Annotated in this window: 15 protein-coding genes and 1 riboswitch; of the genes, 2 read left to right on the top strand and 13 right to left on the bottom strand. The window is 48.0% G+C overall.

Features of this window, described 5'->3' with window-relative positions; translation table 11 throughout:
- Positions 1-57 precede the first annotated feature (57 nt).
- Together DW642_RS00560 and DW642_RS00565 are read right to left on the bottom strand one after the other, a co-directional pair.
- The gene (locus DW642_RS00560) at positions 58-1,380 is read right to left on the bottom strand and encodes a sodium-dependent transporter (RefSeq protein WP_117508962.1); all 1,323 of its coding nucleotides are present in this window, start codon (positions 1,378-1,380) and stop codon (positions 58-60) included.
- An 88-nt stretch (positions 1,381-1,468) separates the two neighbouring features.
- The gene (locus DW642_RS00565) at positions 1,469-2,308 is read right to left on the bottom strand and encodes a helix-turn-helix domain-containing protein (protein ID WP_055217931.1); all 840 of its coding nucleotides are present in this window, start codon (positions 2,306-2,308) and stop codon (positions 1,469-1,471) included.
- Between the two features lie 231 nt (positions 2,309-2,539).
- Here DW642_RS00565 and arfA point away from each other — a divergent pair, with 231 nt between their 5' ends.
- Together arfA and DW642_RS00575 are read left to right on the top strand one after the other, a co-directional pair.
- The gene (arfA, locus tag DW642_RS00570; RefSeq protein ID WP_117508963.1) at positions 2,540-4,039 is read left to right on the top strand and encodes an arabinosylfuranosidase ArfA; all 1,500 of its coding nucleotides are present in this window, start codon (positions 2,540-2,542) and stop codon (positions 4,037-4,039) included.
- 80 nt (positions 4,040-4,119) lie between these two features.
- Positions 4,120-5,076, top strand: a complete 957-nt coding sequence (locus DW642_RS00575; protein ID WP_117508964.1) for a glycoside hydrolase family 43 protein — start codon at positions 4,120-4,122, stop codon at positions 5,074-5,076.
- A 192-nt stretch (positions 5,077-5,268) separates the two neighbouring features.
- On the opposite strand, the gene DW642_RS00585 is transcribed toward DW642_RS00575, so the two are convergent.
- The 11 genes from DW642_RS00585 to DW642_RS00630 all read right to left on the bottom strand — a co-directional run bounded on the left by DW642_RS00585 (position 5,269) and on the right by DW642_RS00630 (position 12,938).
- The gene (locus tag DW642_RS00585; protein WP_022461732.1) at positions 5,269-5,871 is read right to left on the bottom strand and encodes a folate family ECF transporter S component; all 603 of its coding nucleotides are present in this window, start codon (positions 5,869-5,871) and stop codon (positions 5,269-5,271) included.
- 67 nt (positions 5,872-5,938) lie between these two features.
- Positions 5,939-6,038, bottom strand: a riboswitch (THF riboswitch).
- A 100-nt stretch (positions 6,039-6,138) separates the two neighbouring features.
- Positions 6,139-6,324, bottom strand: a complete 186-nt coding sequence (locus DW642_RS00590; protein WP_334294721.1) for a DUF6198 family protein — start codon at positions 6,322-6,324, stop codon at positions 6,139-6,141.
- Positions 6,237-6,509 carry a PIN domain-containing protein gene (locus DW642_RS16610; RefSeq protein ID WP_118594420.1) on the bottom strand — a complete coding sequence of 91 codons (273 nt, stop codon included), beginning with the start codon at positions 6,507-6,509 and terminating at the stop codon, positions 6,237-6,239. The genes DW642_RS00590 and DW642_RS16610 overlap by 88 nt, the downstream gene beginning before the upstream one ends.
- A gap of 32 nt (positions 6,510-6,541) precedes the next feature.
- Positions 6,542-6,760: a UDP-N-acetylenolpyruvoylglucosamine reductase gene (locus DW642_RS00595; protein ID WP_117508967.1), complete on the bottom strand. Its 219-nt coding sequence runs from the start codon at positions 6,758-6,760 to the stop codon at positions 6,542-6,544.
- Positions 6,761-6,778: 18 nt separating this feature from the next.
- Entirely contained in the window at positions 6,779-8,023 is a 1,245-nt protein-coding gene (locus DW642_RS00600) for a glutamate-5-semialdehyde dehydrogenase (protein WP_416388257.1), read from the bottom strand.
- Between the two features lie 42 nt (positions 8,024-8,065).
- The gene (locus tag DW642_RS00605) at positions 8,066-8,614 is read right to left on the bottom strand and encodes a 5-formyltetrahydrofolate cyclo-ligase (RefSeq protein ID WP_117508969.1); all 549 of its coding nucleotides are present in this window, start codon (positions 8,612-8,614) and stop codon (positions 8,066-8,068) included.
- Positions 8,592-8,810 (bottom strand): DUF896 domain-containing protein, encoded by a 219-nt coding sequence (locus DW642_RS16100; protein WP_022462552.1) that lies wholly within the window; start codon positions 8,808-8,810, stop codon positions 8,592-8,594. Before DW642_RS16100 ends, DW642_RS00605 begins: the two co-directional genes overlap by 23 nt.
- 106 nt (positions 8,811-8,916) lie before the next feature.
- Positions 8,917-10,071 carry a DUF3048 domain-containing protein gene (locus DW642_RS00615; RefSeq protein WP_055217951.1) on the bottom strand — a complete coding sequence of 385 codons (1,155 nt, stop codon included), beginning with the start codon at positions 10,069-10,071 and terminating at the stop codon, positions 8,917-8,919.
- Positions 10,072-10,121: 50 nt separating this feature from the next.
- The gene (gene ybeY, locus DW642_RS00620; protein ID WP_055228185.1) at positions 10,122-10,625 is read right to left on the bottom strand and encodes an rRNA maturation RNase YbeY; all 504 of its coding nucleotides are present in this window, start codon (positions 10,623-10,625) and stop codon (positions 10,122-10,124) included.
- A complete protein-coding gene (locus DW642_RS00625; protein ID WP_117508970.1) occupies positions 10,622-11,653 on the bottom strand; it encodes a PhoH family protein in 1,032 nt (343 codons plus the stop codon). Before DW642_RS00625 ends, ybeY begins: the two co-directional genes overlap by 4 nt.
- On the bottom strand, positions 11,640-12,938 hold the full coding sequence (locus tag DW642_RS00630) for a sporulation protein YqfD (RefSeq protein WP_158554949.1): 1,299 nt from the start codon (positions 12,936-12,938) through the stop codon (positions 11,640-11,642). The genes DW642_RS00625 and DW642_RS00630 overlap by 14 nt, the downstream gene beginning before the upstream one ends.
- Positions 12,939-12,941 lie beyond the last annotated feature (3 nt).

Genomic DNA, 12,941 nt, shown 5'->3' on the forward strand with positions numbered 1-12,941 from the left:
GCACCTGCCGCCGGATTTTTTTTCCGCACGACAGGCGCGTTTTCTATCAACATCGTTTCAGCCGATTCCGCCAAGCACGATTCCGAGAATCAGAACCAGCACACAGATCGGCACGTAGATATATTTGCAGATCGGATAATACAGATCCGTGAATTTGCTGCTTCTTCCCTTGTCTACCTGGGACTGCACATACTTCTTTCCGCAGATCCAGAAGAACATGACTCCGGCAAGGCCGGCGCCGAGCGGGCAAATGTAGATCGACAGAACATCCATCCACTGGGATACAATGCCCTGGATCAGAAGAGATACGACCACACCGATAACCCCGATCACACCGCAGGCTGCTACTCTTCCGAGATGAAATTTTTCCTGTACCGTTGCAATCGGTGCTTCGTACAGGTTAATCAGAGAGGTAAGGCCGGCAAAAAAGACAGCGACAAAGAAAACGATTGCGATCAGCGCGCCACCCGGCATAGACTTTATCAAATTCGGAAGGAAAATGAACAGAAGTCCAGGTCCTCCTGTATTTAACTGTGCTCCCGTAGTTGCCATCGCCGGGATAATAACCAGCGCAGCAAGCATAGCAGCGAGCGTATCAAAAAATGCTACTCTTCCGGCGGCGGCCGGAATATTTTCCCCATCTGACAAATAGGAACCATAGATCAGTGTTCCGTTTCCGGCTACAGACAGGGAAAAGAATGCCTGACCAAGTGCAAAAATCCAGGTCTTCGGATCTGCAAGTGCTTTTGGTTCCACACGGAAAATATAACGGTATCCATCCGCTGCACCGGGCTGAAAGGCAACATAGATACCAAGTGCAACAAACAGGAGAAAGAAAACAGGCATCAGCACCTTATTGACCTTCTCAATTCCCTTACCAACACCAAATGCCAGAATGACCATCGCAACCACAAGAGCTGCGATCTGCCAGAAATTGTTTCCAAACGCAGATGCCATGGATTCAAACGCTCCGGCAAAATCCTCTACGCTCACAGCTGACAGTGTCTTTCCGGTAAAGGTTCCGATCATGTACCTGAAAATCCACCCCATGACAACCGTATAACCGATCGCCATTGCCAGGGAACCCAGCACCGGAATCAGACCAAGCGCCTCTCCGGCTTTTCGTTTTCCTTTCGTTTCACACGCAAAACCGAACGCATCAACCGGACCGGATCTTGTGGCACGGCCAAAACTCATCTCCCCGCTCACACCGGTAAAGCCGATCAGTGCAACGAACAGGAAATACGGAATCAAAAAGGAACCTCCTCCGTACAAGGAAACCCGGGTAGGGAACATCCAGATGTTGCCCATTCCAACTGCAGAGCCGATGCAGGCCAGGATAAATCCCCACCGACTGTTAAATGACTCTCTCTTTTTCATACTGCTCTCCCTTTTTCTTACTTTTTCTGAAGATATCATGGCCAAAGTACCTTTTGACTCCAACATCTTCTGAATATTTTATCATAAGCTATTGGGAAAAGCTATAGCATTTCTCATCTTCCTGCAACTTCACTTTATATTTTATGCTTTTTCCGCCTTGCTGCTGCCATTCCCGCGGAGAACATCCGCAGTGGCGTTTGAAATAGCGGCTGAAATGAGACAGATTGGAAAAACCGCAGATTTCCGCGGTCTGTCCGATGGAAAGTGCCTGATTTGTCAAAAGATTTTTCGCCTTGTCGAGCCGTACTTCAATCAGATCGCTGTGCGGGGTGCTGCTGAAAAACTGTTTGTAATAAGAATAAAACTGACTTTTTTCCATATTGGCCATCTGGCAAAGCTTTTCTGTCGTCCAGTCTTTCTCATAATGGCTCAACATCTTAAGGCGCAGCTCCTGGAATTCCTGATACAGTCCGGCCGGCTCCTCTGCCGCTTTCTTGTACAGCCGCATACCGCGCGATGCCGTAATCATCATCTGACGAACCAGTGCTTCCTCATATTCCACTGCGTATGGATCTTTCACAATGTATTCCCTCTGCAAAAGGCGAATCAGCTCATCAATTGCTTCCGTGTTCTGCGGATAAAAAACAGTATTCTGCGGAATTCCATACGTTTCACCCAGATTCTCACCGCACCAGAAATGGACATAGCTGTTGCGAAACTTCTGAACAGCCTGATAATGCTGCTCGTGATCCGGCGTGTAAAAAAGGCAGGCATTTTCCTGTGCAATGAAAAACGCAGTTCTGTCATACACCTTCATCGGCGTTTTAAACAACAGAAACAGATAGTCCCCGCTGCCCTCCGGCCGATATATCGTCTCATAATCGGCGTTGGATCTATTATATTCACAAATATGAACTGAAAATTCCATTCTTCTCGTTTCCCCTTTTCTTTTCTTCTCCCTATTTTACCGCAAAACCGGAAAAAAAGTCAAATTTGTCGGACAAAAATCTCTGGTTTTTTTCTATCTTCCTGCTAAAATTGAAACTATCCAAAGCGAAAGCGAAACGGTGGAATAAAATCATAGACACGCCGGTGATCCTTTGTTTTTCTGGATCGTGTCTGAAAACGAACATTTCTTTTAACAGGAGGATTTTTAAGTATGAAAAAAGCAGAGATTATCATTGACAAATATTTTCTTACCGGAAAAGTTGACAAACGAATCTTCGGTTCCTTTATCGAGCACCTGGGACGCGCCGTTTACGAGGGCATCTATCAGGAAGGAAGTGTTCTCTCCGACGAGCAGGGCTTCCGAAAAGATACCCTGGATCTTGTCAAAGAGCTTCAAGTACCGATCGTCCGTTACCCGGGCGGAAACTTTGTCTCCGGTTTTCACTGGGAAGACAGCGTAGGCCCGAAAGACAAACGGCCTGCAAAACCAGATCTTGCCTGGGGCGTGATTGAGACAAACGAATTCGGTCTGAATGAGTTTGCTGACTGGTCGAAAAAAGCCGGCAGTGACATTATGATGGCCGTCAATCTCGGAACCCGCGGACCGGAAGACGCAAAAAATGTGCTGGAGTACTGCAACTTCAAGGGCGGCACCTACTACAGTGATCTGAGAAAATCCCACGGTTACAAAGATCCACACAACATCAAACTCTGGTGCCTCGGCAACGAGATGGACGGACCGTGGCAGATGGGACATAAGACCGCTTCTGAGTACGGACGTATTGCAGCAGAGACTTCCCGTCTGATGAAATTCATGGATCCGACGATTGAAACTGTTGCCTGCGGAAGCTCCAATCTTACGATGCCAACCTTCGGTTCCTGGGAACATACGGTTCTGGACGAATGCTATGATGAGGTGGATTACCTTTCTTTACACCAGTACTACGGAAATTATGCAAATGATACTGTCGATTTCCTGGCAAGCTCCAAGGGCATGGATGATTTCATCTCCGGTGTAGTTGCGATCTGTGATGCAGTCAAAGCGAAAAAACACGGCAAAAAGCAGATTAACCTTTCCTTCGATGAGTGGAACGTATGGTATCACAGCAATGAGCAGGATCAGAAGCTGGAGAAATGGGTACGCGCACCTCATCAGCTTGAGGATGTTTACAACTTTGAGGATGCACTTCTCGTCGGAAGCATGCTGATCACACTCCTGCGCCACGCAGACCGTGTCAAGATTGCCTGCCTCGCACAGCTTGTCAACGTTATCGCTCCGATCATGACATCCGATACCGGTGCATGGCGTCAGACGATCTTCTATCCATACATGCATGCAAGCGTATACGGCCGCGGAACCGTCTTAAATACACAGGTTTTGACACCGGTTTACGAGAGCAAAACGTACGGCGAAGCTCCGTATCTCGATTCTGTCTGCATCTGGGATGAGGAAAACGATGCACTGACCATTTTTGCAGTCAACAAGAGCCTGGATGAGGATATGGAGGTTTCCTGCGATCTGCGTCAGTTCGAAAGATGCCGTCTGGCTGAGCACATCGTGCTGACAAACGACGATATGAAAGCGGTCAACACCGAAGCAGATCCGAACCACGTTACTCCGACCCATTCCGATGCCACCAAACTGGAGAATGGAAAAATGCACACCGTTCTTGGAAAACACAGCTGGAATGTGATCCGTCTTACAAAATAATGGAACCGTATAAGGTATGGCCTGAAAAACAGAACATCTGAATTTTTCATCCAAACATATGCATAAAGGAGTTTTATTTTATGGCACAGGCATATTTATTTGTTCATTTTCGGGAAAAAACAACACCGGACGGCGAACAGGTTTATTTCGGCATCAGCCGCGATGGTTTCCACTGGGAAGCTGTCAACGACGGCGCTCCTGTTCTCTGGACGTATTATGGAGATAAGGGTGTACGCGACTTTACTATCACTCACAGCATAGAAACCGGGAAATATTATATTTTCGCCACTGACCTGAGTCTTTCTTACGGTATGCGGAATCAGTATCACAATTCCTGGGATGAGATCGGCAGAAACGGCAGCAAGTATTTCTCCGTCTGGGAATCAGAGGATCTCGTAAACTGGAGCGACCAGCGGCTTGTAAAAATCGGTGATGATGACTTCGGCTGCCTCTGGGCACCGGATCTGATTTACGATAAAGAAAACGGTGAGTACGTTCTGCATTGGTCTTCTTCCCATGCAGCAAACGATTACGGTCCCAAAAAAATCTATTACAGCACAACGAAGGATTTTGTTCATTTTTCAGCTCCGCAGGTTCTGTACGAAAAAGAGGACAGCGGCGTGATTGATTCGGCGATCTATGAAGAGAATGGGGTTTATTATCTTTTCGTAAAGAGTGAAAGCAATCCGGCGAAAATTATTCTGCTCCGCTCCGACCATGCGGCCGGCCCGTATGTGCGGATGGAAAGCTTCGATGAGAGCATGAAAGATGTAGAGAGCGGTCTCTATGAGGCTCCGACCGCAGTACAACTTGATGACAGCAGATGGTGTCTGTTCCTTGACTACTACGGCGTTCCGGGTGCCGGCCAGGGATATGTGCCGTTTGTTGCAGACAGCCTTGCTTCCGGAAAATTTGTTCGTTCTGATGCTTCCTTCTCGTTCCCATACGGCTACAAGCATGGAACGATTCTTCCGATTACAGAGGAGGATTACGAGCGGATCAAAAACCATGACTGGTCAGATCACGGATATCGGTAAAATCGCTGTCCGCCTGATGGGATTTTCATACAAAAAGAACTGCGGCAGGCTTCCTTTTGGGGAAGTTCCTGCCGCAGTTCTTTTTCGCTTTTCTTTTCCGACAAAACCCATCCGCTTCCTTTTTGTTCTGGCGGACAGTACCTTTTCTGCAGATTGGTAAATGTATCGTTTTGATGGTGTCTGAATTTTTCTTTATCTCTGTGCCTGTGCAGCGGTTCTTGCATGGAACATGCGGAAGACGCCGGTCTGCTCGATCAACTTCGTCAGGCTGTAGAAAATGATGGAATCGATCGGCCACATAATCAGGTTCTTTAAGGCACGTGCCGGAAGAAGCACCATGATTCCTTTTCCATACAGCATGCTGATCCACAGGGTGTTCAGCAGTACGTTGACAGTCAGCATAACGATGAACTTGGCTGCAAGCACACGTTTGATGGTCAGTTTTTTGCGATAGTAGAAGCATCCATACATAAAAGATGCCAGCATCGCATTAAAGGTGAATCCGAAGAAGAACGGGCCGCTCGGTTTCAGGAAGTATTTTACGACATCAAGAATGCCGGAGAAAAGACATCCTGTCACTGGTCCGAACAGGTAATCGACAAGGCGGTTCGGGATTCCGGAAAATCCGATGCGGACATAAGGTCCGATATCAATCGATGCTACCTGGTTCAGAATCATCGCCAGCGCTGCGAACATGGCACAGGCTGCGAGGGTTGTGACTGCTTTCAGCTCTTTTGCTGACTGCAGAAACATGTTTTTTGTTTCTTTTGCTGTTTCATTTGCATTTTTCTGCATAAAAAAATTACCTCCTTTACAGATATCTGACTACAATAGGAGATAATCTCTTGTCTCTATCTTCTGTTGCAGCGAGATGCAATTCATATACCGCAAGATTTTCTCTTTTCGTCTCCCTGGCTACTCTCTATCCCGGGAGCACTTTACGCATATGAACTTACTCTGCAGTTGTTTTTGTCCTGCTCATTATATAGTAAAATCCCCTTGGTTTCAAGAGGATTTTACATTTTTTTCTAATTTTTTACGATCAAATATCAGCCCTGCATTTTACGGTCTTTCCGGTGATAAAACGGAGACAAACGCAAACTTTTTATCCAGCAGTTTTCCCATCAGCACAATACCTTTTCCCATCGTAAAAGCAGCTGCTACCGTTCCGATTCCAAATATTCCGTCGGAGTAACCGCAGGTATGTTTGAAGTCACATAATCTGCTGTATTTCTTGTAACAATATATTGTGCGCAAAATGATTCGGCACATTCCATCTGCAAACAGTCTTCAAAATCTGAAAATGTTTCATTTTTCAGACCTTTCATTAGTTTTTCTGAATCAATTCCTTCTACATCAAAAATTTCAAATAAGCTAAGGAGAAGTTCTCTTCTTTCTTTTACGTCATATGTCTTTCTTAAAATAAAAAACATATTAGAAACAGAGTGTGCGGCAATGCACGCATTTATTTTTCCTCTCTATAAGATGCCAATTCAGCATCGTCATCCTGAACATTTCCTTTTTTTCTTATTTGCTCCATTCGTAAAAAAGCATCTTTTTTCGATTCAACAGCACCGCTATTATAAAGACTGTTTACACCCTGCATAATCTGAATAATAAACACTAGTTTATCTTCTGGCATTTTTTCCAATAATTCAAATGCTTCTTCTCTCATTGCTGTCATTATGTTTTTGTCTCCTTTCTATGACCGTACCTGTCCATTCCCATATACCACAAATTTAATCGAGGTCAGCGCCAGCAGTCCCATCGGGCCTCTGGCGTGGAGTTTTTGGGTGCTGATTCCGATTTCGGCACCGTAGCCGAATTCGAAGCCGTCGGTGAAGCGGGTGGAGGCGTTGACGTAGACCACCGCTGCGTCGATTTCGTCCAGGAATTTCTGGGCGTGGGTGTAGTCGTTGGTGATGATCGCCTCGGAGTGTTTTGTGTTGTAGCGGTTGATGTGCGCGATCGCTTCGTCGATAGAGGAAACCGTTTTAATGGATACGATATAGTCGAGATACTCTTTTCCCCAGTCCTCTTCTGTCGCTGCTTCTGCTCCCGGCATGTATTCTCTTGCCTTCTCGTCTGCGCGCATCTCCACCTGTTTCTCTTTCAATCGTTCTGCGAGAACCGGCAGCAGTTTTTCACGCACGTTTTCATGCACTACGATGGATTCACACGCATTGCAGACGCCGACACGCTGTGTCTTTGCATTCAGAATAATATCCACTGCCATGGAAAGATCGGCTGTTTCATCCACGTAGATATGACAGTTTCCGGTTCCCGTCTCAATGACAGGAATCGTGCTGTTTTCCACGACAGCGCGGATCAGTCCGGCACCGCCGCGCGGAATCAGAACATCGACATAGCGGTTCATCTTCATAAACTGTGCCGTTGTCTCACGTGAAGTATCTTCGATCAGAAGCAGCGCATCCTCCGGCACCTGCTCCTCCTTCAGTGTTTTCCGCAGTGAGGCAACAATCGCCATATTTGAGTGGATCGCATCACTTCCGCCCTTCAAAATCACGACATTTCCCGTCTTAAAGCAGAGTGCAAACGCATCCGCTGTTACATTCGGACGTGCTTCATAGATGATTCCGACAACACCAAGCGGAACACGTTTCTGCCCGATCAGAAGACCGTTCGGCCGTTTTTTCATACCGAGAACTTCCCCGATCGGATCGTCCAGCTCGGATACCTGACAGAGACCTTCCGCCATCGCCTCGATGCGACTCTGATCCAGAAACAGCCGATCCAGAAGACCTTTGGACATTCCTTTTTCTCTTCCATGCTCCATATCCAGCGCATTTGCCGCGATAATCGCATCGGCATCCGCCACAAGATTTTCCGCTGCTTTTTTCAGCACACGGTTTTTCGTCTCTGTCCCCATGATGCGAAGCACAGGTTCCGCCCCACGGGCTCTTGTTCCGATTTCTTCCAGACTTATCATATTCGTCTCCTCCTCGTGTTGTCTTATCGTGATTGGCTGCTAACGGTAAATCTTCTGCTCTGTCACCAGCATCTGCGGCAGAACATCCGTCTCTTCAAACGGCACCGCATCAAACAGCTGAAACTCAAACGCCGCTGCAACCGTTGTAAACCCTGGATGTGCGGCAAGAAAGCGGTCATAAAATCCTTTTCCATATCCGACTCTGTGGCGCGCCGGATCAAAGGCCACACCGGGTACCAGCAGAAAGCCCTCTTCCCGCGTGCAGACCTTTCCGCCGTCCGGCTCCATAATGCCAAAATAGCCGGATTTCAGCGTGGAGAAATCTTTGATCTCATAATAAACCATATCATCGTCTTCCACGCGCGGCACAGCGACCGTCTTTCCCATTTGCAGGGCCTTCTCGATCAGATCCCGTGTCATGACTTCTTTTTTGAAGTCCATATACGCAAAAAAGCAGTCCGCATCCAGAAACTCCGGCAGAGCCGTGATTTTTTCATAAATCATACGGCTCTTTTCCTGAATTTCTTCCTGTGTGGCTGCTCTTCTTCGGGCAAAAACTTCTTTTCTAATGTTTCCTTTTGCTTCCATAGCGCTCCCCCAGATTTACGATTGTTCCGTCTTTCTCCTGCATATCAATATTGTCGAGCTGGGTACGGAGGTTCATTTTCACGGCTGCAATATATTCTCTCCGCAGCTTCTGCTGCTCTTCTTTCTCCGCCGGTGTCAGCCCCTCTGCTTTCGCCTTGCGGGCAAGTTCGTTAATTCTCTGTATATTAATTTCCATTTTCTGTATTTCGCTCCTTTAAATTACCGGAATTTTCTCTTTATCTTACCGCAAAACACGGTATCTGTCCAGCAGATCCGCGAAAAATCTGAAATCCGGTTTTCAATCACCGGATTTCAGTCTCGTCTGTATAATTATCCAGTACAATCAGAACCCATGTTTTTCCAGGATTCAACTTAATCTCATCGCCATTCCCATCCCGGTATTTTGTGACGCCCCACGGATCATCCTTGCTCCATGTCACGTCGATGGCCTTTCCGCTTGTGATATACGTTCCCGTTCCGCCGTTTACCACATCGATATCGAGATATTCCGCATTGTCATCATACTTTTTCCAGGAACAGTACTGCACGATAATGTTCTTCACCGCAAGCTGTTCCTGTGTCATCTCATCGATCTGCGGTTCCCCGAACTGATAACGCAAATACGTGCCGCTCGCCTCATCGTACGAAAACCACGGATTGTTGTGGAAATATCCGCCCGGTGCCACATAGGCGGCATTTCGTCCCTGTTCCAGCGTTTCCGGTTCTGTCTCGGATGCAAACTGGAAAAATCCGTCATAACCGTCTTTGTAAGATGTCCGGTAGCCGCAGAGATCGATTCCCGCTGCAATCCCGGCCGCATCCAAATACGCATTGTGCGGCGACGGACGATCCGACGTCCGGTAATACACCTGTTCCGAATACTCCATGCCGTTCACATTGTCTATGTGATCCGATTCGAGCAGCGGAATCGCATACGCCGCCTGTCCATAGTGGTAATACAGAGCGTCAAATCCCGCTGCCAGATACACATAATATTCGCGGCAACTCCGCACCGATCCGATCTTTTCGAGATCATCATAGTTTTCAAACAGCCCCATCAGGCGCGTAATGCCGCCTTCGACCGGCGCTTCATAGATCACTCCCGCACGGCTGATACCGCTCTGCGGGCAGGCGCTGATGATATTACTCAGCATAACCGCCACCGGGCGCCTTCTTCCCTGTACTTCGGCGACAGGTTCTCCTGTCAGATAACTTTTCACCATACCTTCCGGCAGCGCATCCTCCGCGGGTGTCGGCTCAATCGCTTCCGGAACCAGCGGCTCCGGTGCCGGATCTTCGGTCGGGGCCGGTGGTTCCGTAGCTTTCGTTTCTGTCTTGCTTTCCCCTGCTGTCTCTTCTGAGACATAAGAAGTTCCTGCCGATGCAGTTTCCGGTGCCGTTTCCCCAATTTTCCGGCATCCGAACAGCATCATGCTTCCCAGCAGAGCAATCCCCAATGTGTAAAACCCTCTCTTTTTGATAAAGACCCCTCCTTTTCTGCTCTCAATCAGTCTCTTGTGATACCGAGACGCTGCAGCACCTCTTCCTGCTTTGCCTCCATCACGGCTGCTTCCTCCGGTGTCATATGATCATAACCCAGAAGATGCAGCATACTGTGTGCAACAAGAAAAGCAAATTCGCGTCTTAAAGAATGACCGTATTCCTCCGCCTGCGCTCTTGCGCGCGCAACAGAAATTACGATATCACCCAGCATCAGCTCACCGCTGTCCGGGTTAAAACAGTCATCTCCCTCTTCCGTCTCCAGAAAATCGAACGAAGCCGGAGAAGGATAATCTACCATCGGGAAAGAAAGCACGTCTGTCTCCCGGTCAATGTTTCTGTGTTCCCGGTTCATGGTGCGGATATTTTCCGGATCGGTCAGAATCAGTTCTACTTCTGCCTCATACGGGCACGCTTCCTGATCCAGCACACCATTGATTACCGCTGCTGCAACCTCTTCCGGATCAAATCCAAGGTCAAAATCCTGTTCATTTTCAAACGTCAGTGTCATTTATTTTCCCTCCGTTTTCTCGTCGTACTTTTTGCTCTGCCGCTGTGATTTTCCGGCTTTGCTTTCTTTTCATATTCATCGTAAGCCTGTACAATCTTCTGCACCAGCGGATGACGGACAACGTCCTTGCTCGTCAGCTCGCAGAAGGAAATTCCGTCTACTTTTTTCAGTACCTGCATTGCCACATCAAGGCCGGAGCGTGTACCGGAAGGAAGGTCCTTCTGAGAGGCATCTCCGGTTACAATGACTTTGGAACCGAAACCGATACGGGTCAGGAACATCTTCATCTGCGCCGGTGTCGTATTCTGTGCCTCATCAAGGATAATAAACGCATTGTCGAGCGTACGGCCTCGCATGTACGCGAGCGGTGCAACCTCAATCAGGCCTTTTTCCATGTTTTTCTGGAAGCTCTCTGCTCCCATGATCTGATACAGCGCGTCGTAGAGCGGCCGCAGATACGGGTCAATTTTACTCTGCAGGTCGCCAGGCAGGAAACCGAGTTTTTCACCCGCCTCAATCGCCGGACGCGTCAGGATAATACGTCCTACTTCATCGTTTCGGAACGCGGTGATCGCCATCGCCATTGCAAGGTATGTTTTTCCGGTTCCGGCAGGGCCGACGCCGAAGACGACCATCTTTTCCCGAATCGCATCCACGTACGCTTTCTGACCGAGTGTTTTCGGTTTGACCGGACGGCCTGCGACCGTGTGGCAGATGCAGTCACTGTCGATTTCAGCAAGGCTGCTTCCGCTGTCCTCCATAACAAGTGAGATTGCATAATTGACGTTCTGTGTGTTGATATCATTTCCGCGGCGTGAGAGCTCCAGAAGCTGTGTCAGACATTCCTTTGCGCGCGCTGCATTCGATGCCGGGCCCACAATTTTTAAAACGCCGTCCCGGGAGATCAGCGTAACCGCCAGGGATCTCTCCAGGATTTTGATGTGTTCATCAAACTGGCCGAATACTTTCTTTTCATGTTCGATGGGCAGTTCCATCTGCAGTTCTATCATGTTGTTATTGCTGTTCATCTACCATTGTTTCCTTTCCATCCGACATCTTCTGCATTTCGCAGGGCTGTGCTTCTACGGCCCGTTCTATCACGCGAAGTGTCCCTTTTGTGATACATGACGTATCGTTAAGTTCTATTGTAACATGATTCTCCGATATTTGAAGTCCTTTTTCTGATAAATTTCTGTGGAATTTCTGATAATTCTGCGAGGCTTTTTCTTTTGCCTCGTGTTCTGAGTAGGTTTCTTTCTGAACTTCAAAAGGAAATTTCTGACGGTAGCCGAAATAAAACGGAAGGGCAAAGTTTTCTGTCAGATAAAGCTGCTGAAGGGACACTTCCTCGTCTGCTCCATTTTCCCTTTTCTCTGTTTTCTGATCCGCCGTTCCGGTCATGCTCCGCAAACTCTCCACAAAATTCTCCGGCAGCAGATTTCCAAGGAAAAATCGGTAAGCAGAAATCTGAAATACCGGCGTTTTTTTCTCTGCTTTCTGATATGTCCGTACCGTATGGGAAAGCGGAAAGGTATCATAATAGTACCACGTCGTCTCAAGGTCAATATCCGCGTCTGCGTGAACATAAGAATAATCATACGTTTCCCCACTGTCATTCACAAGCGGAATCTCGCCCTTTACAAGAATGTCTCCCGCTTGACATGTATCACCGGGGAGCACCTGCGGAATGCCGTTCCGTGTGATAATACGCACGACCGTCCCTTCTTTTTTCGCCACAAGATTCTGCGGATCATCTGCTTTTTCTTCGATCACATAGCCGTCTACGTTTTCTTTTACCGCAAGGACAAGCTGCGTCCCTTCTATTTTTGCGGACACCCAGGTCAGATTCGGAAACTGCTCCCGCAGATACGATGCGGTCTGGCTGCAGTCCACACGTTTTTTCCAGCTTCCATGATGAATCCCGGCCGCGTCAAGGCTGTTTAAGATCGTCTGCGTACTGTTCGCGTAATTTCCTTCCACATGAATATTCCAGATGAACTGCGACAGCGTGTAAAGTCCCGCCAGGCAGAGAAAAATACCAATAAAAAATGCCTTTCTTTTTAAACTTCGCCGGTAAAAGAAAGGCAGTCCCTGTTTTTTCTGTATTCGGATGCGCACACCGCTCTTGCGGCGGATCGGCAGGAGGCGGAAAAAATCTTCCGGCAGAAGGCTCATCTCAAAACAGCCCTGGTGTTCTGTCACGTCCCACAGTGTGATGTTATGGTGCCCGCACAGATTGAAAAAACGCTCCGGTTCACGGCCCGTCACACGAATCCGCACATTGCCTTTCCAGAAAACCTTTCCCCGCTGCAAACG

This window comes from Blautia sp. AM23-13AC (assembly GCF_003435675.1).
Lineage (GTDB): Bacteria > Bacillota > Clostridia > Lachnospirales > Lachnospiraceae > Fusicatenibacter > Fusicatenibacter saccharivorans.

Excerpts from the sequence above, each read along its gene's own strand:
- DW642_RS00560 (WP_117508962.1), bottom strand. The coding sequence starts at position 1,380 with ATGAAAAAGAGAGAGTCATTTAACAGTCGGTGGGGATTTATCCTGGCC.
- DW642_RS00565 (WP_055217931.1), bottom strand. The coding sequence starts at position 2,308 with ATGGAATTTTCAGTTCATATTTGTGAATATAATAGATCCAACGCCGAT.
- arfA (WP_117508963.1), top strand. The coding sequence starts at position 2,540 with ATGAAAAAAGCAGAGATTATCATTGACAAATATTTTCTTACCGGAAAA.
- DW642_RS00575 (WP_117508964.1), top strand. The coding sequence starts at position 4,120 with ATGGCACAGGCATATTTATTTGTTCATTTTCGGGAAAAAACAACACCG.
- DW642_RS00585 (WP_022461732.1), bottom strand. The coding sequence starts at position 5,871 with ATGCAGAAAAATGCAAATGAAACAGCAAAAGAAACAAAAAACATGTTT.
- DW642_RS16610 (WP_118594420.1), bottom strand. The coding sequence starts at position 6,509 with ATGTTTTTTATTTTAAGAAAGACATATGACGTAAAAGAAAGAAGAGAA.
- DW642_RS00595 (WP_117508967.1), bottom strand. The coding sequence starts at position 6,760 with ATGACAGCAATGAGAGAAGAAGCATTTGAATTATTGGAAAAAATGCCA.
- DW642_RS00605 (WP_117508969.1), bottom strand. The coding sequence starts at position 8,614 with ATGGAAGCAAAAGGAAACATTAGAAAAGAAGTTTTTGCCCGAAGAAGA.
- DW642_RS16100 (WP_022462552.1), bottom strand. The coding sequence starts at position 8,810 with ATGGAAATTAATATACAGAGAATTAACGAACTTGCCCGCAAGGCGAAA.
- ybeY (WP_055228185.1), bottom strand. The coding sequence starts at position 10,625 with ATGACACTGACGTTTGAAAATGAACAGGATTTTGACCTTGGATTTGAT.
- DW642_RS00625 (WP_117508970.1), bottom strand. The coding sequence starts at position 11,653 with ATGAACAGCAATAACAACATGATAGAACTGCAGATGGAACTGCCCATC.